Origin of the sequence: Pararoseomonas sp. SCSIO 73927 (assembly GCF_037040815.1) — a bacterium.
GTDB lineage: Bacteria > Pseudomonadota > Alphaproteobacteria > Acetobacterales > Acetobacteraceae > Roseomonas.
Genome location: NZ_CP146232.1, coordinates 312,629 through 336,126, shown reverse-complemented (window position 1 = coordinate 336,126; position 23,498 = coordinate 312,629). Strand labels below are relative to the sequence as shown.

General features: G+C 71.6%; 16 protein-coding genes. 6 read left to right on the top strand and 10 right to left on the bottom strand.

Annotation, left to right across the window (positions count from 1 at the left end):
* Positions 1-2: 2 nt before the first annotated feature.
* From VQH23_RS01755 to tssA, 9 genes are all read right to left on the bottom strand, one after another.
* Positions 3-1,514, bottom strand: a complete 1,512-nt coding sequence (locus tag VQH23_RS01755) for a class I SAM-dependent methyltransferase (RefSeq protein WP_338663893.1) — start codon at positions 1,512-1,514, stop codon at positions 3-5.
* Positions 1,515-1,536: 22 nt separating this feature from the next.
* On the bottom strand, positions 1,537-2,652 hold the full coding sequence (gene tssG, locus VQH23_RS01750; RefSeq protein ID WP_338663892.1) for a type VI secretion system baseplate subunit TssG: 1,116 nt from the start codon (positions 2,650-2,652) through the stop codon (positions 1,537-1,539).
* Complete coding sequence (gene tssF / locus VQH23_RS01745; RefSeq protein ID WP_338663891.1) at positions 2,649-4,478, bottom strand: type VI secretion system baseplate subunit TssF; 1,830 nt, start codon at positions 4,476-4,478, stop codon at positions 2,649-2,651. Before tssF ends, tssG begins: the two co-directional genes overlap by 4 nt.
* A 5-nt stretch (positions 4,479-4,483) precedes the next feature.
* Positions 4,484-5,011, bottom strand: a complete 528-nt coding sequence (gene tssE, locus VQH23_RS01740) for a type VI secretion system baseplate subunit TssE (RefSeq protein WP_338663890.1) — start codon at positions 5,009-5,011, stop codon at positions 4,484-4,486.
* The gene (locus tag VQH23_RS01735; RefSeq protein ID WP_338663889.1) at positions 5,008-5,862 is read right to left on the bottom strand and encodes a type VI secretion system accessory protein TagJ; all 855 of its coding nucleotides are present in this window, start codon (positions 5,860-5,862) and stop codon (positions 5,008-5,010) included. Before VQH23_RS01735 ends, tssE begins: the two co-directional genes overlap by 4 nt.
* A 92-nt stretch (positions 5,863-5,954) precedes the next feature.
* A complete protein-coding gene (tssC, locus tag VQH23_RS01730) occupies positions 5,955-7,514 on the bottom strand; it encodes a type VI secretion system contractile sheath large subunit (RefSeq protein ID WP_338663888.1) in 1,560 nt (519 codons plus the stop codon).
* A 22-nt stretch (positions 7,515-7,536) separates the two neighbouring features.
* Positions 7,537-9,027 carry a type VI secretion system contractile sheath large subunit gene (gene tssC, locus VQH23_RS01725; protein ID WP_338663887.1) on the bottom strand — a complete coding sequence of 497 codons (1,491 nt, stop codon included), beginning with the start codon at positions 9,025-9,027 and terminating at the stop codon, positions 7,537-7,539.
* Positions 9,028-9,030: 3 nt separating this feature from the next.
* Positions 9,031-9,540, bottom strand: coding sequence for a type VI secretion system contractile sheath small subunit (tssB, locus tag VQH23_RS01720; protein WP_338663886.1), 510 nt, complete (start codon positions 9,538-9,540; stop codon positions 9,031-9,033).
* 176 nt (positions 9,541-9,716) lie between these two features.
* Positions 9,717-10,844 (bottom strand): type VI secretion system protein TssA, encoded by a 1,128-nt coding sequence (gene tssA, locus VQH23_RS01715; protein ID WP_338663885.1) that lies wholly within the window; start codon positions 10,842-10,844, stop codon positions 9,717-9,719.
* 77 nt (positions 10,845-10,921) lie between these two features.
* Between tssA and tssH the strand changes: the two genes are divergently transcribed.
* The 6 genes from tssH to VQH23_RS01685 all read left to right on the top strand — a co-directional run bounded on the left by tssH (position 10,922) and on the right by VQH23_RS01685 (position 22,489).
* Entirely contained in the window at positions 10,922-13,561 is a 2,640-nt protein-coding gene (tssH, locus tag VQH23_RS01710; RefSeq protein WP_338663884.1) for a type VI secretion system ATPase TssH, read from the top strand.
* Between the two features lie 48 nt (positions 13,562-13,609).
* A complete protein-coding gene (locus VQH23_RS01705) occupies positions 13,610-14,086 on the top strand; it encodes a type VI secretion system tube protein Hcp (protein WP_338663883.1) in 477 nt (158 codons plus the stop codon).
* Positions 14,087-14,358: 272 nt separating this feature from the next.
* Positions 14,359-16,392, top strand: coding sequence for a type VI secretion system tip protein TssI/VgrG (locus tag VQH23_RS01700; protein WP_338663882.1), 2,034 nt, complete (start codon positions 14,359-14,361; stop codon positions 16,390-16,392).
* An 11-nt stretch (positions 16,393-16,403) separates the two neighbouring features.
* Entirely contained in the window at positions 16,404-17,924 is a 1,521-nt protein-coding gene (locus VQH23_RS01695; RefSeq protein WP_338663881.1) for a hypothetical protein, read from the top strand.
* Positions 17,921-21,949 (top strand): RHS repeat-associated core domain-containing protein, encoded by a 4,029-nt coding sequence (locus tag VQH23_RS01690; protein WP_338663880.1) that lies wholly within the window; start codon positions 17,921-17,923, stop codon positions 21,947-21,949. Before VQH23_RS01695 ends, VQH23_RS01690 begins: the two co-directional genes overlap by 4 nt.
* 18 nt (positions 21,950-21,967) lie before the next feature.
* A complete protein-coding gene (locus tag VQH23_RS01685) occupies positions 21,968-22,489 on the top strand; it encodes a hypothetical protein (RefSeq protein WP_338663879.1) in 522 nt (173 codons plus the stop codon).
* Between the two features lie 43 nt (positions 22,490-22,532).
* Here the strand turns inward: VQH23_RS01685 and VQH23_RS01680 are convergent, their stop codons facing one another.
* Positions 22,533-23,423 carry a LysR substrate-binding domain-containing protein gene (locus VQH23_RS01680; RefSeq protein ID WP_338663878.1) on the bottom strand — a complete coding sequence of 297 codons (891 nt, stop codon included), beginning with the start codon at positions 23,421-23,423 and terminating at the stop codon, positions 22,533-22,535.
* Between the last annotated feature and the right edge of the window lie 75 nt (positions 23,424-23,498).

Below are 23,498 nucleotides of genomic sequence, written 5' to 3'. Positions count from 1 at the left end.
GGTCAGGCCGGGACGACGCCCAGCGCGCGGAGGAGGGGCACGCGCTGCTGCAGGGCCAGGGCGATGATGGCGGGCACCTCCTGGCGGCCGGCCTCGTCCAGCCCCTGGGAGAGTGCCTCCGCCCAGGCCCCCGCCGCGTCCTCGCGCTCCCCGGCCAGCATGCGGGCCACGATGAAGTGGAGGAGCTTCGGCGCGGGCAGCCCGGCGCCGGTGAAGGAGCAGGCGAGGCCGCTGGCGCCGCGCGGCCCCAGCAGGCTCCGCACCCGGCCCCCGAGATAGCGGTTCAGCCGGTCGGCGGAGGGGGCCTGGGGCGCGCCGGCGGCGGTGACCTGCGCCTGATTCGTGCCGACGAGCACGGCCACCAGCTCCGCGGCGTTGCTGACGCCGGGGTGCCGGGCCATCAGGGCGCCCACCGTGGTCGGGCCCTGCAGTGCCTCGGCCATCAGGGCCTTCAGCCCGCCGCCGATCTCCGCCGTGCCGGCCGGCACGGCGAGGTTCGTGTCGAGCTCGGCGGGAGAGACGATGGGAACGAGGGTCATGGCCGCGAGGCGCTCGTCCCGCTCCCCGGCGCGGAGGCGGCGCGCGCCGCGGACGTAGACGTCGTGCCGGAACTGGCGGTGCAGGCAGGTGTCCATCACCAGCTCGCGCATCGGGGAGTCCTCGAAGCGCTCGTAGAGGGCCCTCTGCTCCTCGCTCAGCATGAGGGAGGGGAAGCTCTCCAGCGGGGCGGCGGTGGCCACCCAGTCCAGCTTGGCGCCGGCCATGGCGGCGGCCACGTCGGCGTGGAAGGCGGGCGCCCAGTGGGCGTTCATGTACTCGTGGGTCAGGTACTCCGGCGCCAGCTCCTGCGTGGCGGTGAGGAGGTGCTGCACCAGCGGGCTGGTCTGCAGGTAGTGCGCCCCCGCCGCGTTCAGCGCCCGCGCCAGGTCCAGCCCCGCCGCGACCCCCGCCTCGCTGCGCAGGGCGGCGCGCCGCCCACCCTCCCGCACCAGCCGCTGCATGCCGATCGCGCCCTGCCAGGCGGGAAGGGCGTTGTAGCTGAGGTGGACCACGCCGCCCGGCCGCACCTTCTCGGCCAGCAGGCGCACGATGCCCGCGCGCACCTCCGGCCCTACCCAGGTCCAGACGCCGTGCATGCTGGTGAAGTCGGCCTCCGGGATGGCGCGCGCCGCCTCGTTCCCCGCCAGAGTCGAGAGGTCGGCCTCGATGAAGTCGATGTTCCCGATCCCGGCCGCGGCGGCCACGGCGCGGGCGCCCGCGATGTGGGCGGGGTTGTAGTCCACCGCCGTCACCTTCCAGGCCGGGTTGGCGGCGGCGAGGACCAGCGCGCCGATGCCCTGGCCGCAGCCGAGCTCGAGGTAGCGCAGCGGCTCCCCCGGGCCGGGAAGCTCCGCCGCGATCCCGCGCAGCGTGCAGGCCAGCACGAGCTGGGACGGGGATTGCTGGGAGTAGTAGCCCTCGATGTACTCGAGGTCGGTCACGTAGCCGCCGCCCCAGTCGTTGCCCGCCGTCACGCCCTGTTCCCCTCGATGTCCGTCATGCCGCCGTTGCCGGCTGGGCCTCCACGATCTCCGCCTCGAAGACCGCATCGGCCGCGTGGTCCCGCCGCCTCTCGCCCTTGCCCGTGGGCAGCCAGGTGTTCCACCCCAGCCGCGGCCCCCCGCCTGATACTCCGCCTGATTCCTGGCCCGCATCCCCGCCAGGGGCGAGGGGCGGCACGGAATCGCGGTCCAGGATGAGGTTCACGGCGAAGCCGACCTCGAACCCCACGAAGGCCCGCACGAGGGCGACGAGGCGGCGCAGCTCCGGCCCGTCCGGCAGGAGCCGCTCGAAGCTCGCCCGGTCCAGCGGGCCGATCTGCAGCACGATGCGCGCCTGCTGGTCCCAGGCCCGGACGCCGATGGCCGCGTCGTCTCCCAGCCGGTGAAAGGCGCCGGGGGCGAGGCCGACAGGAAGGCGGCTGCGCTGGTCCGGCGGCACGGCGAGCCAGGCACCGGCGAACTGCCGGACGAGGACCGGGCGTTCCAGCCAGTCCGAGACCATCGCCTCCAGCCGCTCGGCGGAGCGGGGGCGGGCGGAGAAGAAGCCGGCGTAGTGCTGCAGCGGCGCGCTGCCCGTCGGCAGGCGCTCCGCGAAGCCGGGGATGCCGTATCCCGTGAGCGCGAGCAGGGCGCCGCCTACCGGGCCGCCATCGCCCGCGGCGGGTCCCGTTTCCTCCGCCCCGGGGGCGAGCAGGTGCACGTCCGCCGCGCGCTGCGGCCGGTACTTGGCCCCGGCGGCGGCGAAGCGCGCGACCATCCGGTGCGCCAGCACGTCCAGGAAGTCGCCGAGGGAGCGGGAGCGGTTGCGCTGCGCGGCCATCACGGCGTCGGAGTAGTGGCGCGGCAGGACGCCGCTCGGCCCCGTCAGCCCGATCAGCCCCACGGCGACGCGCGGTGCGCCCGGCCGGCGCGGGTCCTCCACCCCCGTTACCTCGCTGCCGGGATAGGCGGCGCCGCTGAGGCCGACGAAGCGCGCGGCCTCCGCCGGGTCGGGCTGGCGGCGGGCGAAGCCGAGCACGCGCACCGCAGCGTCGAAGGTGAAGCGGCGGGGATCGGCGAGGAGCCGGGCCAGCGCGCTCCGCCCGCGGGTGCGGGGGGAGGGGGGGATCACAGCAGCACCTGCCGGCCCGCGCGCGCCGGCCAGGCCGCGGCGGTACCGGGGCGGCCGCGCAGCACGGCGCGGGTGCGGACGAAGGAGTTCACCGTGGCGTGCAGCGCCAGGAACCGCTCCAGCACGGAGGCGAGAAGGAAGAGACCGCCCGTAGACCAGAGCTGGTCGTCCCAGGTCAGGGTCACGTCCAGCCCGCGGCAGAAGCCGCCCGCCCGCGCGCCGGGCACGCGGGCCGTGCCGGGGGCGGAGGTGACGTCCAGCAGGGCGCGGATGGAGGCGCGCGTCTCCGCCGTGTCGCGCCCGTCATAGAGGCGCAGCACCTCCGCCAGGGCCTTCGCCGCCTCCGCGCCGCCGACGACGCTGAGATGGCCGAGAGAGAGGTGGGAGATGAGCCGCCAGGCCCCGCGCTCCCGCAGCGGCATCCGCATGGTGCTGGTGGGGGCAGTGAGGCAGGTGAGGCCGGTCACGACCGCCAGCCCCTCCACCAGCCGCAGCGCGGGGCGGCCGCCGCCGAAGGGCAGGGCGGCCGGCAGGTCCCGGTTGCAGCAGAGGGCATCGACGGAGAGCACGACGTCGCCCTCCCGCTCCGCGTCGAAGGCGGGGTCGTGGGGCAGGAGGAAGACCTCGCTGCCGCGCACCCGCCCCGGCGCGGGCCGGCGCGCGGTGCCGTAGGTGCCGCCCGGCTCCCCCTCGGCCTCCCCACCCGGCGCCTCCTCCCGCGTCAGCCGGTAGAAGGGCTCCCAGCGCCGGAAGCCGCCGCCGGGAAGGCCTTCCCGCACCCGCTCCACCGACCAGACCTCCAGCGCGGAGGGGCGGCGGGCGTCGGGGACGATGCGGTACTCGATCGTGGTGCTGTCCAGCGCGATCGGCTCGCAGCGCTGGGGAAAGAGGTTCACCATCGGCGTGCAGCCGAGCGCGAGGCTGCCCGCATCCACCGTCCGCTCCAGCTCCGCCGGCAGCCGGTCCAGGTAGACGAAGACCTCCATCCGGTTCCCCGCCGAGAGCAGCGTCTTCGCGTCCAGGCGCAGGATGTCGATGAAGAGGAACTTCTCCCGCGCGGCGAAGTACTCGCTCAGCAGCCGGAACCCGGAGAAGGAGCGCGCGGGCCAGGGCAGCAGCGCCTCCTCGGGCGCGAAGCCCACGGCCTGCAGGACGGTGGGCGGTAGGATGACGGGGTTCGGGTCCGCCGGCCCGTCCGCGACGGCCACCGAGATCCCGTGCGCGAGGATCAGCTCCATCAGCCCCGCCCCGTTCTCCCCGCGCAGGAAGAAGCGCAGCCTGTCCACCCCGAGCTGCGAGAAGGTCATGGCGGGGTTGGCGCAGCGCAGGCTGATCCGCAGCACGCCGGCGGCCTGCGCCGCGGTCGGGTTCGGCGGGGCGGGGAGCGGCATGCCGGAGAGGCGCACCGCGTCGATCTCCACCGGCCAGAGCGTGACGGGATAGGCCGTGCGGAAGGCGCAGGTCTCGCCGCGCACCGGCTCCGTCTCGATCGCGAGGCCCGCGGGCAGCCGGGCCGGTCCGGTCAGCTCCGGGTCGGCCGCGAGGCGGATGATGGCGGCCGATGGCATGGGCGCGAGGTAGTGGGGGTAGAGGACCGAGAGCAGCGCGTCCGTCAGCTCCGGGAACTCGTCGTCCAGCCGGTGCTGCACGCGGGCGCCGAGGAAGGCCACGCCCTCCAGCAGCCGGGCCACGTGGGGGTCGTCCACCGCGTCCCGGCTCAGGCGCAGCCGGCCGGCGATCTTGGGATAGGTCTCCGCGAACTCCGCCGCCAGCCGGCGCAGCGCGTCCAGCTCCCGGTTGTAGTAGGGCAGAAGCGCGTCCGACACGGAGATCAGCCCTCGGGCGCGAAGACGGTAAAATCCGTCGTGTTGGCGTCGAGCAGGGTGCGGAAGGAGATCGGCTCCGGCGCCGGCTCCGCGTGCAGCAGGGCGTCGACGCGCAGCCGCAGCGTCGCCGAGAGCTCCTCGGCCGGCCCGTCCAGCGTCACGGTCACGCTGGCGAAGCGCGGCTCGAAGCGGCGGATGCAGGTCTCCACCTCGCGCCGCAGCGCCTCCCGCTTCCGGGGGTCGTTGAAGGCCCCGCCGGCGAAATCCGGCAGCCCCCACCCGATCGGGGACTGGTCGAGATGGGTCAGGGCCGGGTCCCAGCTGCGCCAGCGGCGGCGCGTGTTCAGCAGCGCCTCCAGGTCGGACCGCACGCTGGCGCGCAGCACCGCCAGCGCCGCGGCGGCGCTCATCGGCGGGTCGGCCGGCCGGTCCGGCTCGGCATCCGTCAGCCGGTCGAGGAGCGGGAGCTGCGCCCGGCCCCTCTCCCCGCGCCAGGTGCCGTCCAGCGTGTCGGTGTCGCGCGCGCCGCTCATTCCCGCCCGTCGAAGACGAGGGTTTCCAGCTCCATCAGGGTCGCGGCCTCCTCCCCCAGCAGCAGGGTCACGGCGCCCACCCCGCGCACGGGGGCGGCCTCGCCGGCCTGCTGCCAGTCCGTCGCGCGCCCGAGCCGCAGCTCGTCCGTCAGCGCGGGGTCGGCCGCGTCGAAGGGGTAGATCGCCGGCATGTACACGTCGCCGTCCGGGCCGTCCGCGACCTGCATGCTGGCCCGGCGCCAGTAGAGGTCCCGCGGGCGCTTGGGCGGGTGGAACTCGACCGAGAGGACGCGCTCCGCCGGGATCCAGAAGTACTTGCCGGTGGTGGTGATGACCTCGAAGCTCGCGGCGAGGATGTCGTCCGCATCCCGCAGGTCGTCGAAGCGCTGGCCCGCAGCGGTCCCGGCGGGGTGCGGCCGCGCAGCCTCCGCCTCCGCGGCCAGCCGTCCCGCTTCCTCGGCGGCGCCCGCGCGCAAGGCGGTGAGGGCCGCGAGGGCGGATCGCTGGGCCGAGGTGGGATCGGCGATGAACTCCGGCACCCGGCCGTCGCGGAACACCTGGCGCCGGGCCTGCTCGCCGCGGATGAGCTGGCGGAACTCCGCGATGACCATGCCGAGCATCGGATCGAGGTCGCCGGTGGCGTCCATCATCACGTCCGCCCGCTCCAGGTTGCCGGCGAAGAGCAGCAGCTCCGCCAGCAGGACCCGGGCGCCGACATTCGTGGTGGACTTGCGCACCGCGGCGTTCGCGGCGGCGATGGCGTCGGAGAGGCGTCCGGCGCGGAACAGGCTTCCCGCGTCCTGGCCCCCCGCGTCCTGCCCCTTGGCGTCGGGTCCCGTGCTCGACGACATGGCTCACTTCCCCTTGCGGCATTCCGGCGGCGCGCGCCGGGCGCACTGTCTCACCCTTCGGCCTGTTGCGCCACCGCAGCTACCGCCCGTCCTCACCGGCCACCAGAAGCGGTGAGCTCGGTGACGAGGCTGAAGGAGGTGGCGACGTCGTCCAGCTGGTAGTGCGGCTGCAGGCGGACGACGCAGCTGAAGACCCCGGGCTGGCCCGCGCGCTCGCGCACCTGCACCTCCCCCGCGACCAGCGGGTAGCGCGCGCGGGATTCCCCGGTGCTGGCCAGGTTGGTGTTCACGTAGCCCTGCAGCCAAATCGAGAGCCGGCGCTCGATCGCGTCGGCGGTCTGGAAGGAGCCGACCATGTCGCGGCCCATCACCTTCAGGTAGTGGGCGAAGCGGGAGGCGCAGAGGATCGAGTTCACCTGGGAGGAGAGGCGCGCGCTCGCATCCGCGGCCGCCGCGTTGCCGCCGGCGTGGGTGGCGGGCATCTGCAGGCTGCGCACGGCGCCGAAGACCATCTCCGCGCAGTAGGGCAGGGCGGAGACGGGCATCAGCCCGGCCTCCACCAGGGCGCGCTCCTGCCGGTCGCCCAGCCGCAGCTCCAGCCCCGTGCGGGACCAGGCCAGGGGCGGGCCGCTGGCGAAGGGTTCCGGCGCCACATCCGTCACGAGGCCGCCACCGACGCGATCCGTCTCCACCCCCCGGATATCGGCCGGCCAGGCGAAGCTGGCATAGGCGCGGAGCGCGCTGGCGGCGAAGGCGTAGGCGGCGCTCATCCAGCAGCGGCCGGACGCGTCGGGCGCGAACTCGCGGTAGCGGAAGCCGTCCGTGCGCGCGGGGTCGTCGGCCCAGGGGTGGCGGGCCAGCAGGCGGGGCATGGCGACGGCGAGGAAGCGCATGTCCGGCCGCGTGGAGAGGCCCCGCCACCGGGCGTGCATCGGGCCCTTCAGCGGGGCCGTGACGTCCTGCACGGAGTCGAGCTGCGCGAAGCTGTCCACCTCCAGCACGGAGGGGTGGAGGGAAAGCACCATCGGGCAGAAGGCGGCGGCGGCGATGGAGGAGAGGCGCAGCATCGCGCCCACGTCGTCCGTCGGCGCCGCGGGGGAGGGGCGGTGGCGCAGCGGGTGGTCGATCACCATGAGCCCGAAGGGCTCGCCGCCGGCGATGCCGAACTCCTCCTCGTAGATCCATCGGAAGAGGCGGCTCTGGTCGAACTCCAGCGCGCGCTCCAGGTCGCGGCAGATCTCGGACCAGGCGATGCTGAGGACCCGGACCTTCACGCGCCGGCCCGGCTCCACACCGCGGACGAGCCAGGCGAGGCCGCGCCAGCGCCCCTCCAGCGCCTGCAGGCGCTCCGCGTGGAGAATGGCGTCCAGCTGCTCGCCCAGCAGCGCGTCGATGGCCGCGATGTCCCTGTCCAGCGCGGCGCGGATCGCGTCGGTGCCGCCCGCGACGAGGCGGTCCGCCGCCTCGCCGAACCAGGCCCTCAGCCGGTCGCCCGGGGTTCCGCCGCCCTGCGTGAAATCCCCGAGGCGGGCAGCCGCCGCCGCGTGCCCCGCGCCGAAGAAACTCCCGGAGAGGACGGCGTCGCGGAGCGGCACCGCCTCGGGCTCGGTCTCCCCGCCGGCGAGGGCGGGGGCCGGGCTGTCCTCGGCCACGGTCCTGGAACGGCGTGCGCCGTCAGGAGGCCTGCGGGATGCGAGCAACCATCCGCATGCTCGTCGTCAGCTCCTCCATCTGCAGCCAGGGCTGCAGGTAGGCGACGGCGTTGTAGGATCCGGGCTTGCCCGGGATCTCCTTCACCTCGACCTTCGCCTGGCGCAGCGGGAAGCGGGCCTTCATCTCCTGGCCCGCATTCTCGTTGGTGTTGACGTAGTTCTGGATCCAGCGGTTCAGCCAGCCCTCGACGTTGCTCGCCTCCATGAAGGAACCGATCTTGTCGCGCGCCATCACCTTCAGGTAGTGCGCGAAGCGGCTGGTGGCCATCATGTAGGGCAGGCGGGCGGAGATGGCCGCGTTCGCCGTCGCGTCCGGCCTGTCGTACTTCTTCGGCTTCTGGGCGGACTGCGCCCCGAAGAACACTGCGTAATCCGTGTTCTTGTAGTGGCAGAGCGGCAGGAAGCCGAGATTCGACAGCTCGAACTCGCGGCGGTCGGTGATGCCGATCTCCGTCGGGCACTTCGTGTCCGCGTCGCCGTCGTCCGAGGTGAAGACGTGGGCGGGCAGGTTCTGCACCTTGCCCCCGCCCTCCGCGCCGCGAATGGCGGTGCAGAAGCCGTACTGGGCGAAGGCATCCGTCAGCCGCGCGCCCATGACGTAGGCGGCGTTGGACCAGCAGTAGTCGTTGTGGCCCATGGCGCGGGCGGTGCCCGCCTCGTCCGTCGGGGCCTCCTCGTAGTTGAACTCCTCGATCGGCTTCGTCGCGGCGCCGTAGGGCAGGCGCGCGATGACGCGGGGCATGACGAGGTTGACGAAGCGGGAGTCCTCGCTCTCGCGGAAGGAGCGCCACTTGGCGTATTCCGGTCCCTCGAAGATCTTGGCCAGGTCGCGCGGCTTGGAGAGCTCGGTCCAGTCCTTGAAGCCGAACATCCCGGAGCCGACGCCGGAGATGAAGGGCGCGAAGGCGCCGGCGGCGACGTTGGACATCAGCCGCAGCGTCTCGACATCATCCGGGTGGGAGGTCCACTCGTAGTCGCCGATGAGGGCGCCGTAGGGCTCGCCGCCCGGCGTGCCGAATTCGTTCTCGTAGATCTTCTTGAAGAGCTGGCTCTGGTCGAATTCCACCGCCTTCGTCAGGTCGCGGGTCAGGTCGCGCTTGCTGGCGTTCAGCACCCGCAGCTTCAGCCCCGTCCCCGTCTCGGAGTTCTGCACGAGGTAGTGCAGCCCGCGCCAGGAGCCCTCCAGCTTCAGGAACTTCGGGTCGTGCATCACCGCGTTCAGCTGGGCGGAGAGCTTGCGGTCGATCGCCGCGATCGCCTGGTCGAAGGTGCGGGTGAGGTTCTTGTCAAAGGTGATCGTGCCGGAGAGCGCCTGCTCGACCATGGTCTTCACCAGGTCCTGGGCGCGGTCGGGCTCGGTCTGACGCGTGTTCACCAGGATCTGGTCGAGGAGGCCGGTGCCCTCCTCGGTGGTGACGGAGGCGCCGGAGGGGGAGGACGAGGTCTCGGACATGGATCAGCCCTCCTTCTTCTCGAGGCCGAGCTCGCCCGAGAGCGACTTCAGCTCGTCGTCCGAGCGCAGCACCTTCTCCAGCAGGGTCTCCAGCTCCTCGGAGCGGTCCACCTTGCTCATCAGGTCGCGCAGCTTGGACCGCGTCTCCATCAGCGCGGCCAGCGCCGGGACCTGGGCGGCCACGCGGGCCGGCTCGAAATCCTCGATGCTGTTGAACTTCAGGTTCACGGCCATCTGCGTGCCGTCGCCCGCCAGGGTGTTGTCCACCTTCAGGTTCAGGCCCGGGTTCATCGTCGCCATGACGTCGTTGAAGTTGTCGCGGTCGATCTGCGTGAACTTGCGCTCGCTCATCGGCTTCAGCGGCGCCGTCGGGTCGCCGGAGAAGTCGCCCATCACGCCCACGACGAAGGGAAGCTCGCGCACGATCTGCGCGTCCCCGGTCTCCACCTCGTAGGTGATATGGACGCGCGGCTTGCGGACGCGGTTCAGCTTGTCGTGGATGCTTCCGCTCATGGGAAGGGTTCCCTCAGGCATGGCCGCGTGGTCGCGGCGGGTGGGATGCTCGCGCGGAACGCCGAGGGTGTGACGAACCCGAGTCGGACGCCTTGGCTCCCCGGCGGAAGGCTATTGGCTGTCCGGGCGCAACGTCAACCTCATTGCGGAGCCGGCAGGACGGGGGGCGCCATGCCTTACTCCTCCGGCGCCGGCGGGCGGATGCCGAGCGCGGTGATGAGCGCGTCGCGCGTCGTCTGGTCCGGCAGCACCTCGGCGAGCAGCTCCGGCCAAGTCATCCGCGCGCGGCGCACGGCGTCGTCGAGCGTGTAGGAGAGGGGGGAGTGCGGTTCCGTCTTGCGAAACCAGGCCGCGATCTCGCCGAGCTGGCGCAGCGCCTGCTCCCGCCCGGCGATCGCCACCGCCGCCGCGCCGGCGGCACTGACGCCGGGGGAGGAGCCCTCGGGCGCACCTGCCGCCGCCGGCACGAAGCCGGGGCCGGCGGAGGCCGCCTCCGCCGCGCCATCCGCCGGGCCGAACCGATCGCAAATCTCAAGTATTTGATTCAGCAGGTCGCGGACCCGGCTGGTGGAGGGGCTGTCGGCGCCGGCCCGCGCGTCCAGCGCGTTGCCCATCGCGGTCCAGCTCTCCGTGGCGTCCGCCACCTCGGCGCGCAGGGCGGACCAGTGCGCGGGCCCGACGAGGCGCGCCTCCCTCTCCACCTCCTCGAAGGGCAGCACGCCGGCCTCGATCCGGGCGGCGCGGCGCTCGGAATCGGCGATGCCGGCGAGCTCGATCGTCGCCACGTAGCGCCACAGGCCGAAGGCGGACCCGTCCGGCCGATGGTACAGCACGGTCTTGCGCAGCGGTTGCATGAGGGTGCCGTCTACCCCCTGGCCCGCCAGCCCGGCGAGCGGCGCGACGCGGGTCTCGATTCCGTCCTCGTCCGGCATGGGGAAGAGGTCGTCCCAGTACCGCTCGACGAGCCCGGTGATCACCGCCGCGCCGGTGGCGAGCCCGCGCAACCCGCCCGTCCGCACCATGGCCTCCGTCATCCAGGCCGCGACCTCGAGGTCCTTCGCGCCGGTGGTCAGGGCACGCAGCGAAAGCCCCTGCACCGTGCGCCACTGCGGCGCCGTCACCTCGTCCGCCTCCGCGGACTCGGCCTGCCGCTCGGCGTCGCGCGCCTCGGCGCGCGCGTCGCGGAGCTGGAAGTACACGGAGCTCGGCGAGTAATCCTCCCGCAGGTCCGTTCCGGCAGGCGCATCGTCGCTCACCGGGGCCAGCACCGCGTCGAGGTCGAGGTCGTCGATCAGCTGCGCCAAGCCGGGGCTCCGTGGGATGCTTTACGCGGCCGTTGTAGCACCGTAAGGTTCGCCCCGGAACGCCGGGACATGACGCATTGGCCTCGATCGACCTCAAGCCGCTGATCGGCCGGCTGAACGAGACATGCCGCCGCGCCCTGGAAGGGGCCGCGGGCATGACCTTGTCCCGTAGCCACTACAATGTCGAGATCGAGCACGTCCTCCTCGGCCTCGTGGACCGGGCCGACACGGATATTGCCGCGATCCTCCGCCACTGGGAGATCGAGGTCTCCCGGCTCCTCGCCGACCTGAACCGCTCCCTCGACCGCATGAAGACGGGCAATGCCCGCGCGCCCTCGCTCTCGCCCGAGATCGTGGAGATGGTGAAGCAGGGCTGGCTGCTCGCATCGGTTGAGCAGGGTGCGAGCCGCGTCCGTTCCGGTCATCTCCTCTGGGCGCTGCTCGCGGATGAATCGCTCTCCCGCCGCGCGCGGGAGGCCTCCGGGCAGTTCGCGCGCATCCAGCCGGACCTTCTGAAGCGCGACTACGCCGCCGTCTGCGCCAGCACGGCGGAGGCCGCCCAGGCCACGGGCGGGGCCGCGGGGTCCGAGGCCGCGGCGGGCGGGAGCGACGCGCCGCGCCCCGGCGGCTCCGCCGCGCTCGACCAGTTCACCATCGACCTCACCGCCCAGGCGAAGGCGGGGAAGATCGACCCCATTCTCGGGCGCGACTTCGAAATCCGGCAGATGGTCGATATCCTGACCCGCCGGCGGCAGAACAACCCGATCCTCACCGGCGAGGCCGGCGTGGGCAAGACGGCGGTCGTCGAGGGGCTGGCCCTCCGGATCGCGGCCGGCGACGTGCCGCCCGCCCTGCGCGACGTGACGCTGCGCACGCTCGACCTCGGGCTGCTGCAGGCCGGCGCGGGGGTGAAGGGCGAGTTCGAGAACCGCCTGAAGTCCGTGATCGAGGAGACGAAGGCGAGCGCCAAGCCCATCATCCTCTTCATCGACGAGGCGCACACGCTGATCGGCGCGGGCGGCGCCGCGGGGCAGAACGACGCAGCGAACCTGCTGAAGCCGGCGCTGGCGCGCGGCGAGCTGCGGACGATCGCGGCCACCACCTGGGCCGAGTACAAGAAGTACTTCGAGAAGGACGCGGCGCTGACCCGGCGCTTCCAGACCGTGAAGGTCGAGGAGCCGACCGAGGCGGTGGCGGTGAGCATGATCCGCGGCCTCGTCGGCACGCTGGAGAAACACCACGGCATCCGCATCTTCGACGAGGCGGTGAGCGCGGCGGTGAAGCTCTCCGCCCGCTACATCCCGGCGCGGCAGCTGCCGGACAAGGCGGTGAGCCTCATCGACACGGCCTGCGCGCGGGTGGCGATGAGCCAGAACGCCGTCCCCGCTTCCGTGGAGGACCGCCGCCGGCGGATCGAGCTCATCGACACGGAGCTGGCGATCGTCGCGCGGGAGATGTCCTCCGGCCACGACCACGCGGCGCGCGAGGCCGAGCTGAAGGCCGAGCAGGACGCCGTGACGGCGGAGCTGGCGGATCTGGAGACCCGCTGGGACGAGGAGAAGCGCCTCGTCGCCTCCGCCTCCGAGATCCGGGCACGGATCGAGGCGGCGCCGGCCGGCACCGATACCGGGGCGGACCGCGCCGCGCTGGCCGAGGCGAACGCGCAGGTGCGGGCCCTGCAGGGCGAGAAGCCCCTGATCTTCCCCGCCGTGGACGCGCAGGCGGTGGCCGAGATCGTGGAGAGCTGGACCGGCATCCCCGCCGGCCGCATGCAGTCCGACGAGATCCGCACCGTGCTGAACATGCGCGAGGCGATGGAGCGCCGCGTGGTCGGCCAGAGCCACGCGCTGGAGGCGGTGTCCGAGGCGATCCGCACCAGCCGCGCGGGGCTGACGGACCCGCGCAAGCCGATCGGCGTCTTCCTGATGGTCGGCACCTCGGGCGTCGGCAAGACCGAGACCGCGCTGACCCTGGCCGACCTGCTCTACGGCGGCGAGCAGAACATGACGGTCATCAACATGACCGAGTTCAAGGAAGAGCATAAGGTCAGCCTCCTCATGGGCAGCCCGCCCGGCTACGTGGGCTACGGCGAGGGCGGGATCCTGACCGAGGCGGTGCGCCGCCGCCCCTACAGCGTCGTTCTCTTGGACGAGATGGAGAAGGCCCATCCGGGCGTCCAGGACGTGTTCTTCCAGGTCTTCGACAAGGGGAACATGAAGGACGGCGAGGGCCGGGACATCGACTTCAAGAACACCGTCATCATCATGACGAGCAACGCCGGCACGGACCTGATCGCGAAGCTCTTCGCCGATCCCGAGACGGCGCCGGACGCCGCCGGCCTGGCGGAGGCGCTGCGCCCGGAGCTGGCGAAGTTCTTCAAGCCGGCCTTCCTCGGGCGCGTGACGATCGTGCCCTACTTTCCGCTGCCGGACGCCATCATCCGCCAGATCGTGGCGATGCAGCTGGGCCGGATCCGCCGGCGGGTGCATGACAGCTACCGCGCGAGCTTCGAGTGGGATCCCGCGCTGGTGGAGACGATCGCGGCGCGCTGCACGGAGAGCTCCTCCGGCGCGCGCAACGTGGAGAACATCTTGTCCCGTACCCTCCTGCCGGAGCTGTCAGCCGAGGTGCTGACGCGGCTGGCGGAGGGCAAGCAGGTCGGCGCGGTTCATGTTGGGCTGAAGCCGGACGGGAGCTTCGCTTACGCGGTGAGCTGAAGTCCCGAAGGCGCGAGGGCTCGCGCAGAACAAGGAAAGGAGTGCAGCGTGGCTATCTACATGAAGTTCGGTAACGTCAACGGCCAGGTGACGACCGAGGGTTTCAAGCAGTGGATTGAGCTGAGCTCGATGCAGCTCGGCGTTGGCCGCGGGGTCAGCAGCGGGGCCGGCGGCCAGACGCGCGAGGCCTCCAACCCCTCCATCAGCGAGGTCAGCGTCACCAAGATGTTCGACGCCTCCTCGGCCGGCCTGTTCGAGGACGGCGTCGCCGGGTCCTTCGACACGAAGGTGCAGATCAAGTTCACCACCACGACGAAGACCAAGGTCGACACCTACCTGACCTACGACCTCACGGATTGCGGCGTGTCCGGCTACAGCATCTCCTCCGGCGGCGACAACCCGACGGAAAGCATCTCGCTCAACTTCACGAAGATCATGATCTCGCCCTCCCCGCTCGACATCAAGGGCGTGCCGCAGTCCGGGTCCAAGGTGACCTACGACCTTATCAAGATGACCAAGAGCTGATCGCACGAGGACATCTTGCGGCCCCGGCCCCTCGCGGCCGGGGCGGATGGTGCCTGCCCCGCCGCAACGGTGCCGCGGTGGGGCGGCCGCCCTGCCGGAAGCCGGTTTGGGCGAGGGAATGGGCCGGGGCTGGCGGCGAAATCGGGTCGTGACAGGCCGCGGCGGGCCTGCTTGATTGGGACGGCCTGGATCTTGGCTGCCCTATCGCTGCGGAACGCGACGGCAGAGGGTGCGTGAAGCGGTCCGGACCGGCTTCGATTGGGGATGCGGACATGTCGCAGGCGAGCGCTGGACGCTACTCTGACGTCAGCCAGAACGGGCGGCTCATCACGATCGAGACGCCGCTCGGCGAGGACAAGTTCGTCCTCACCTCGATCAGCGGCGAGGAGGCCATCTCGGAGCTGTTCCGCTTCGACCTGGAGCTGCTCTCCTCCGACCACGCCATCTCGCCCGAGGACATCGTCGGCCACGACGTCACGCTCTGGATCCGGCGCGAGGACGGGGAGAGGCGGCCGGTGCGCGGCATCGTCTCCCGTTTCTCCGCCGGGGGCATGAACATCCGGGGCATGCGCCTCTACCGGGCCCGCATCGTCCCCTGGCTGTGGCTGCTGACCCAGACCTCGGATTGCCGGATCTTCCAGGACCTGAACGTGCCGGACATCGTCCGGCGGGTCCTCTCCGACCACGGCTTCTCGGATTACGAGATGAACGTCAACGCCGCGGACTATCCCAAGCTCGAGTTCTGCGTGCAGTACCGCGAGAGCACCTTCGACTTCCTCTCCCGGCTGATGGAGGAGGTGGGGATCTTCTACTTCTTCCGCCACGAGGCGGGGCGGCACGTCATGGTCGTGGCCGACGTCAACACGGCGTTCCGCCCCCTGCCGGAGGCCGAGGTGGATTTTTCCGAGGACGGGCGCGCGGGGCAGATCTCCGCCTGGGACCACTTCTACGCGCTGCACCCCGGGAAATGGGCGCAGAACGACTTCAACTTCCTCTCCCCCGCCACGGACCTGAAGGCGGAGGAGCCCTCCACCACCAAGGTCGCGCATGCCCGGGAGCTCGAGCGCTACGACTATCCCGGGCGCTACTCGGACCTGTCCTACGGCCGGATGCTGACCCGGCGCCGCGTGGAGGCGGAGGAGGCGGGCTACCACACGGCCTTCGGGGCCGGGAAATGCGCGAGCTTCGCCCCGGGCGGGCGCTTCAAGATCGGGGCGAACTTCACCGCGGGCGAGACGAGCCAGGCCTTCGTGGTCCGCCGCATCCGGCACGAGGCGCGGGAGGGCAGCTACTTCGCCGGCGACAGCGCGACGACGAGCTACAACAACACCTTCGAGGCCTTCCTGGCGAGCGCCACCTTCCGCCCGCCCCGCGCGACGCGGCGGCCGGTGGTGCAGGGGCCGCAGACCGCCACCGTGGTCGGCCCGCCGGGCGAGGAGATCCACACGGACGAGCACGGCCGCGTGCGCGTGCGCTTCCACTGGGACCGTTACGCGAAGGGCGACGACCGGGACAGCTGCTGGGTGCGCGTCTCCCAGAACTCGGCGGGCAAGGGCTGGGGCGGCATGTTCATGCCCCATGTCGGGCACGAGGTGGTCGTCTCCTTCCTGGAGGGGGACCCGGACCGCCCGCTGATCACCGGCCGCGTCTACAACGGCAAGAACGGCAACTCCGTCGGCATGCCCGCGAACAAGACGCAGAGCGCCATCCGCGACCACTCTGGCAACGAGATGGTGCTGGAGGGCAAGAAGGGCTCCGAGGACATCCGCATCCACGCCGTGAAGGACATGCACACGCTCGTCGACAACAACGCCGACCTGCACGTGAAGGTGAAGCTGACGGAGAAAGTGGATGGCGGCCAGGAGGTGACGGTCTCGCAGGGCTACAAGGAGACGATCACCGAGGGCGCGACGAGCACGATCACGGGCGGTCTCAAGAGCACCGTGAACGGCCCGTGGGAGGACACAATCAACGGCAAGCTGACGGAGAAGATCACGGGCGGCGAGGACCGCACCGTGTCCAGCGGCCGCAAGCTCACCGTCGATGGCGGGCTGACGGAGACCGTGACGGGCAAGCACGAGACGACCGTGACCGGCGAGATCAAGCAGAGCGCCAGCGCGACCACGGACATCCACTCCACCGGCGCGGCGACCTTCACCTCGGATGCCAGCATCAAGCTCGCGGTCGCCGGGTCGGTCATCGAGATCACGCCCTCTGCCATCACCATCAGCTCCGGCCCGTCCACGGTGAAGCTGGACGCCTCCGGGGTGTCGGTGAGCGGGGTGAAGATCTCGCTGAACGGCTGAGGGGCAGCGCCATGGCCCTCAACCCGGTGGAGCGGCGCCTTCTCGACCTCCGAGCGCTGTGGGAAGGGTTCACCGGCAACCCGGCAAGCCGCCTGCTGGTCTGGGAGGCGCCGGGCGCCGCGCTCCGCCTCGTCGAATGCTTCTTCGAGGCCCAGAAGCACGAGGCGGAGTACACCACCCGCGATCTCTGCATCGTCCTCAAGGCGCCCTTCGAGCACTCCATCGGCTACTCCCGCGCGCTGAAGGCCGCGCTGGCCGGGATCTATGCCGCGAGCGCGGAGGAGCTGGCGAGGGAGGGCATCGGGGCGGACTGGGCCTTCGACCCCGCTGCCCTGCCGGACTCCGCCTGGGGCTTCGTCCAGGCCCTGCGCTCCTTCGGGGCGCGGCATCACCAGCATATCGGCCACCTCGCCGCCGTGCTGATGCCGGCCGAGGTCTCGGACGACGAAGCCTTCGCCGGCTGGCTCCGCCGCGCCCTGGCGGCGGAGATGCCGGAGCGGCTTCGCCTCGTCGTCACGGATCCGGTGGAGCAGCCGCGGTTGCGGGCGCTGGCCGGTGCGGATGCCCCGCGCATCCTGCACCTCTCGCCTGACATCGACATGATGGCCCTGGCGCAGGAGACCTTCGCGCAGGAGGTGACGGTCGGGCCCGCCGGCCTGTTCCGCAACCTGCTCATGGCCCTCGTCGCCCTGGTGGAGAAGGCGCCCGCCGCCGTGGTGCGCGCCAAGGCGGCCGACGCCTTCGACTTCGCCAGGCGCCAGGGCTGGGACGACCAGCAGGTCGCGGTCGCCGTGCTGGTCGCCGGCGCCCAGCTGAAGGAGGGCCGCTTCGACGAGGCAATCCGCACCTACCGCGTGGCCGACGAGGCCGCCGCGCGGGCGGTGGGAGCCGGCCATCCCGCCGGGCAGAAGCTGCTGATCCAGGCCCGGTTCGGCGAGGCGGGCGCGCAGCTCGCCGCCGCCCGCCCGGCCGAGGCCGCGCGCTGCTACGACGCGGCGGCGGAGATCGCGCTCCGCATTCCCGACCTTCTCCTGGCCGTGGAGGCGATGCGGATGGGCGCCTTCTGCCACGCGCGCCAGCAGGACGCGGCGGGGGCGCTGGAGCGGGGCCGCCGGGCGCTGGCCACGGGCGGGCGCCTGCGCGCCGAGGTGCGGGGAATGACGACCCTGCCGGTCGCGGCGAGCGACATGCTGCGGGTGATCGACGCGCCGCGGATGACGGCGCTGGAGGCGATCGGGGCCGAGGCGGCCGCGCGCGCCGACGCGGTGCTGGAAGCGGCGGAGGCCCGCGCCGCAGCGCTGGAGCGGACGGTCGGGCCGGAGCCCTTCGATACCGTCGAGAGGGAGATCGAGGCCGGCCGCGCCGCCTCCCGCGTCGAGGCGGAGGCACGGCTCAAGGCCCTGGTGGCGGGCGGGACGGAGCCGTTCCGCCAGGCTTTCGCCGCGGGGCGGGCGCTGCTCGGCCCGGCCTGGCCGCTCGGAGCGGCTCTCGGGGCGTCCCCTGGGGCCTCCCCTGGGGAAGGCACGCCATGATCCCCGTCGCGAAGCACGGCGACCCGCAGATCGGGGTGGACATCCACCTCTGCGTGGTGCCGCCCTCGCCCTCCCCGGTGCCGCTGCCGACGCCGCACACCTCCATCGTCTTCGACCCGATGGACTACGTGCCCTTCTTCGGGGCGACCGTGACGGTCTGCGGCATGAAGCGCGCCGTCGCCGGCACGGCAGGGCAGGCCATCCATATCCCGCCTGGCTTTCCCTTCGCGCCGAAGCTGCCGGACAAGGACGACGAGATCTTCATGGGCAGCGCCACCGTGGTGGCGGACGGCGATCCCCTGTCCTTCCTCGGCGTGCCCGTGCTCGCCTGCCAGGTCGCGGGCATGCCCAGCCCGCCGCGCCCGAAGCGCAAGGGCGGGCCGCGGGTGATGACGCTGCCTACGGTCACCAACCTGGCGATTCCAACGAACGTCTTCGTCGGAGGCCCGCCGACCATCTCGCTCATGGGGATGCTCTTCAAGCTGGGCTTCGCCGGGCTGGGCAAGCTCGGCAAGACGAAGTTCGCGCAGGGGCTGGCGGAGCGGTTCCGGGACTGGCGCAAGGCGAAGTTCGGCCACCTCAACCCCGGCTTCCTGAAGTGCAGCATCCTGCGCGCCGAGCCGGTGAACATCGTGACCGGCGCCGTGACGGTGGAGCAGCTGGACTTCGAGCTGCCCGGCCTCATCCCCATCCGCTGGACCCGGCGCTACGCCTCCGACAACCCGCGCCGGGGCGTGCTTGGCCATGGCTGGGAGTGCCCGGCCGATGCGCGGCTGGAGCACGACCGGGAGAGCGGCGTCACCCTGTTCCGCCACCCCGAGGGCGGCATCGCCGTCTTCCCTTCCCTGCCCGCCGCCGAGGGCGAGGAGGCGGCGGTGCTGGAGCTGATGGACGGCGCGGAGCTCTCCGATCACGGGGCGGAGTTCCGCGTCCGCACGAAGGAGGACCGGGTCTACGGCTTCCCCAAGACCCTCCGGCGCGACGCGGCGGACGGGGAGCGGGAGTACCCGCTGGGGTGGATCGGGGACCTCTGCGGTAATTCCCTGATCTACGAGCGTTCGGCAGCCGGCCGGCTGGTGGCGATCCGTGAGAGCGCCGGGCGCGTGATCCGGGTGGAGGGCGAGGAGGGCGGTCCCGTCGAGCGGGTGGCGCTGGAGGTGCCGGAGAGCGGGTTCCGGCACGTCTACGCCGCTTACGAGCAGGACGCGGCGGGCGACCTCGTGGCCGTGCGCGACGCGCTGGGGAGCCCCTACCGTTTCGCCTACGAGGCGCACCGCATGCTCCGGCACACCGACCGGAACGGGCTCTCCTTCCACTACGAGTACGACAGCTCGGGCCGGGAGCCGCGCGTGGTGCGGAGCTGGGGCGATGGCGGGCTCTACGCCTACAGCTTCGCCTACCTGGACGCGGTGAACGAGAGGCGGATCACGGATTCCCTCGGGCACGTCTCGCTCGTCACGCTGGACGGGCGCGGGCTGCCGATCCGCGAGCTCGACGCGCTCGGGGGCGTGACGATCTACGAGTACGACGAGGCCGGGCGCACCACGGCGGTGGTGGACCAGGACGGGCACCGGACGGAGTACGCTTTCGACGAGAGGGGCAACCTGACGAAGCTGACGCGGGCGGACGGCACCGCCGTCAACGCGGCGTACCAGTCCCTCGGCAAGCTCGTCTCCATCTCCGAGCCGGGCGGCGCCACCTGGGCTCAGACATGGGACCATCAGGGGCGCGTCGCCACGCGGCGGTCGCCGATGGGGCGCGTGGAGGAGTTCCGTCACGACTCCCGTGGCCTGCTCGTTGGAGCGGGGGTGCCGGCAGGGCCGCAGCGCCGCCTCGCGCATGACAGCTTCGGCAACCTCGTCCTGGCTGTCGATGAGAGCGGTGCGACCTGGCACCACAAGTACGATCCCCTCGGAAACCTGGTCGAGAGCGTGGACCCGATCGGGCGCCGCACCCTGCTCAGCCGGGACCGGAAAGGGCAGCTCAAGGGCATGCGCTTCGCCTCGGGGCACGCGATTCGCTACGCACATGACCCGGAGGGCAATGTCACATCAAGCGTCGACCAGCTCGGCGCGACGACTCACATCGAGTACTTCGGGCAGGGAGAGATCGCCCTCGAGGTCCGGGCGGATGGCAGCCGGATCCATTACCTCTACGACACGGAGGAGCGGCTCGTTGCCGTCGTCAACGCCCACGGCCGGAAGCAGACGCTCGAGCGCGATGCGCTCGGCCGCGTGGTGAGGGAGACGGACTACTGGGGCGGGACGACAGTCTACACCTACAGCGCCGCCGGCCGCCCCCTCGAGACGGTGAATCCGGATGGTCGCTGGCTGAAGTACGAGCTGGACGGCGTCGGGCGGCTTCTCCGGAGGACGCAGCAGGATCCCGATGGCGGCGGCCGCCTCTTTGAGGAGATGTTCGAGTACGACGCGAGCGACAGGATTGTCGCGTGCGAAAACCCCCACATTCGCATCGAGCGGAACTACGACCTCGAGGGGCGCTTGCTGGAGGAGCGCCAGGGCGAGGCGCTGACGGTCGGCTACGCCTGGAACGAGGCCGGGAACCGGGCGACGCGCCGGATCACCCGCGGTGGCAAGTCCGCCCGCGTCGATCGCGAGCTGGAATACGCCTACGACGCCGCTGGACGCGTGACCGGCCTCAGCGCCCGCTCCCAGCCGCCGATCCGGATCGAGCGTGATCCTGCCGGGCGGATCACGCGGGAGTGGATGGAGGGGCTGACCCAGAGCAGCACCTACAGCCCGGACGACCGCCTCCTACAACGTCGCTCCCAGGCCAAGGAAGGAAGCCTGACGGTCCGGTACCGCTACGACGAAGTCGGTAATCTGCTGGAGCGAGATGAGGGCCGGGGCCTCGTGGATCGCTTCACCTACAACGCCGTCGAGCAGGTGACCGGCCATACCGGCCGCCACGGTGGCTCCGCCGTGATCTGGAACGACCCGGCGGAAGGAAGACTGAGGACGGAGATCCGGCTCTCGGCCACGCCAGAGGAGGGGGGCGGAACGCAACCCTGGACGCGCACCGGCAGCTACGAGGGAACGGATTACCGGTTCGGGGTGGCCGGCACCCTCGTGAGCCGCGCGACCGGGGATGACCGCATCGCGTTCCGGTGGGACGCCGATCACCGCCTGACGGAGAGCTGCCGCGCCGGCCTCGCGACCCGGTACCAGTACGATCCACTGGGCCGCCGAATCGCGAAGATCACCGGCGGCCGCACCACCCGGTTCGCCTGGGACGGGGATGTCCTGGCCGCCGAGTGGACGGAGGGTGAGGGCAGCGGAGATCTCACGGAATGGATCCAGCAGCCGGGTGACCCTGAGCCGGTGGCGATGCTGCCCGGCGATGACGGGAGCGCTCGGCTCCGTCTTTTCCAGACCGACCCCAACGGCGCGCCCATCCGGCTCCTCGATATGGAAGGGAGGGTCGAGTGGTCGGCCCGTTACGGTCCGCTCGGCTTTGCGGATCAGCAGGGCAGCCTCCTCAATCCCATCCGCCTGCAAGGGCAGTACGAGGACGAAGAGACCGGGCTGCACTACAACCGGAACCGCTACTTCGATCCGCATATAGGCGCCTTCATCTCCCAGGACCCGATTGGCCTGCTGGGCGGGGAGAACCGGTACCGCTACGCGCCGAACATCTGGAGCTACATTGATCCGCTCGGCCTTCGGTGCGACCCCAAGAAGGCGACGCACATCACCTACGTCGGCGTCGACGCTCTCACGGGAAAACCCTACATCGGGTATGCCTCCATGCCAGGGAAGCAGATCGGCGAAGATGTGCTGAACTATCGGTACAGTTCCGGCTTCGACCGCTTCGCGGAGCCACCGACCGTCGTGTTCGAAGGCTTCGGGCAGAAGGCCAAGGAGACGGCGAGAGGGCTCGAGCAAAGGTTCTTCGAGCAGGCCGGAGGGCTTGGCTCGACCGCGAACAGGCAGAATCCGGTCGGTGCTCGTAACGCAAACAGGACCAAGTATCTCAACGCGGCCGATAAGTGGCTGTCGGGATAACAGCTACAAGAGGCTCGGATGGCAGACCTTCCCTGGATCAAGGATACGCTCGTCAGCCTGAAGCTGAGGGACGACTTGTTTTCTGTCGCCCAGTTCATGGACAGCCCGGTCCTGTGCTGCTTTCGCAAGAGCCGCCAGCAACCGCAGTGGGAGGGCCTCGAGCTGTCCCGCGAGGACGTGCTCTTCCAAGTCTTCGTCGGTTCCGTGGTGTTGGAGAAGCTCGTCCATGCCGTCATCCCGCCCTCGGTGGCGAAACCCGTGCCCGGGCTGGAGACACAGCGCCGCTGGATCAAGCCGAAGCTGCACTTCGGCGGCAGCTATCCCTTCAAGGGCGGCGATCTGGTCGAGGTCGATTTCGTGAACAAGATCGGGTCCGCGAGCGCTCCGGTGATCAAGGCGAACCTGCAGCCCTCTGATCCGCTGGTTGGAGAGCACGAGTTCTCCAGCGTCTGGGGCGCCGACCACCTGCGGGACCGGCTATCCCACGTCTTCGACACCGGGGCGGATCTCGACCCGCTCAAGGCAAAGATTTTTCCCTGAGGCCCTTCGGGTCCCTACACGGCGCTGCGTGCTAGGGGCGGGCTCAGCCCGCCACCCCCGCCTCCTCGCCAAGCCAATCAAGGAAGGCCTGCGCCTTCCGGTCCGGCGGCCGGTCCGCCGGCCACACGGCGTGGTAGGCCAGGGCCCGCCGCACCGGCAGGCCGAAGAGCGGGACCAGCAGGCCCGCCCGCACGTCCTGCTCCAGCAGCGCCATCTGCCCGATCGCCACGCCCAGCCCCTCCGCCGCCGCCTGATAGGTCAGGACGGAGCTGGTGAACTCCATCCCCTCCCGCAGCAGCTCCGGGCGCCCGATCCCGGCCAGCCAGTCCCGCCAGTCGGTGCGCCGGTAGCGGGAGACGAGCATGCGGTGCCCCGGCAGGTCGCCGGGCCCGCGCAGCGGCGGCCCGCCCTCCAGCAGGCGGGGGCTGCACACGGGCTGCAGCACGTCCGGCAGCAGCGGCCGCGCCTCCAGGCCGGGCCAGCGCCCGTCGCCGAGCTGGATGGCCAGGTCCACCGGGTCGCGCCGGAAATCGGTCGGCGCGACGGCATGGCTCAGCCGCACGGCGATCCCGGGATGGGCCGCCTCGAAGCGGTGCAGGCGGGGAAGGAGCCACTTCGCCGCGAAGGTGCTGTAGACCCGCAGGCGCAGCGGCGCCCCCCGCGCCTCCCGCCGCACCCGCTCCGCCGCCGCCGCGATCTGCTCGAAGGCGGGCCCCAGCTCCTCCTGCAGGACCCGCCCCTCGGGCGTCAGCGCGGAGCCGTGCCGCTCACGCTGGAAGAGCCGCACGCCGAGATAGCCCTCCAGCACAGCCACTTGGCGGCTCACGGCGGCCTGGGAGACGCCGAGCACCTCCGCCGCCCGGGTGAAGCTGCCCAGCCGGGCGGCCACGGTGAAGGCGTGCAGCGGATTGAAGGGCGGCACCGTCGCGGCCATCCGGGCCTCCCTCATCCCTCGCCACAGGCATAACAAAGCATCATGCCACCATAAAGAGCGGTCCGCTCCCGGGCG

Bases quoted from the DNA above. Each gene is read 5' to 3' on its own strand.
- VQH23_RS01680 (WP_338663878.1), bottom strand. From the start codon at position 23,423: ATGGCCGCGACGGTGCCGCCCTTCAATCCGCTGCACGCCTTCACCGTG.
- tssE (WP_338663890.1), bottom strand. From the start codon at position 5,011: ATGAGCGGCGCGCGCGACACCGACACGCTGGACGGCACCTGGCGCGGG.
- VQH23_RS01685 (WP_338663879.1), top strand. From the start codon at position 21,968: ATGGCAGACCTTCCCTGGATCAAGGATACGCTCGTCAGCCTGAAGCTG.
- tssC (WP_338663887.1), bottom strand. From the start codon at position 9,027: ATGTCCGAGACCTCGTCCTCCCCCTCCGGCGCCTCCGTCACCACCGAG.
- VQH23_RS01695 (WP_338663881.1), top strand. From the start codon at position 16,404: ATGGCCCTCAACCCGGTGGAGCGGCGCCTTCTCGACCTCCGAGCGCTG.
- tssB (WP_338663886.1), bottom strand. From the start codon at position 9,540: ATGAGCGGAAGCATCCACGACAAGCTGAACCGCGTCCGCAAGCCGCGC.
- VQH23_RS01735 (WP_338663889.1), bottom strand. From the start codon at position 5,862: ATGTCGTCGAGCACGGGACCCGACGCCAAGGGGCAGGACGCGGGGGGC.
- VQH23_RS01700 (WP_338663882.1), top strand. From the start codon at position 14,359: ATGTCGCAGGCGAGCGCTGGACGCTACTCTGACGTCAGCCAGAACGGG.
- VQH23_RS01690 (WP_338663880.1), top strand. From the start codon at position 17,921: ATGATCCCCGTCGCGAAGCACGGCGACCCGCAGATCGGGGTGGACATC.